1 protein-coding gene is annotated in these 314 nt (G+C 26.8%); it reads right to left on the reverse strand.

The annotated features are described in order from the left end of the window. Window positions 1-313 (reverse strand): helix-turn-helix domain-containing protein (locus KGF42_RS19390; RefSeq protein ID WP_227826930.1); only part of this gene is annotated, 313 nt, incomplete at its 3' end. Between the last annotated feature and the right edge of the window lies 1 nt (window position 314).

Raw genomic sequence — 314 nt, forward strand, 5'->3', positions numbered from 1 at the left:
TTGATTTAAATTTAGGAAATCCTGCCTTTTCTTTAAAGAATTTTTCATATGCGTTTTCTAAATCTTTTAGGGCGTTTTGTAGTGAAAATTTGTCAGGTTCTTTAAGCCACTTTAATTCTTTTTTTAAGTTGGTCAAATCAGAACTACACTGTTTATAAGTAAAAGTTTCTTTATCGTTTTTATAAGTATCTATTCTTTTAGCAAGATACTTATTATATACAAATCTACAACATCCAAAAGTTTTGTTAATTAGCTCTTGCTGTTTTTTATTTGGATATATTCTAAACTTATAAGCTTTTTCCACTACTACCACC

This window comes from Clostridioides sp. ZZV15-6383 (assembly GCF_020657735.1).
Classification (GTDB): Bacteria; Bacillota; Clostridia; order Peptostreptococcales; family Peptostreptococcaceae; genus Clostridioides; species Clostridioides difficile_D.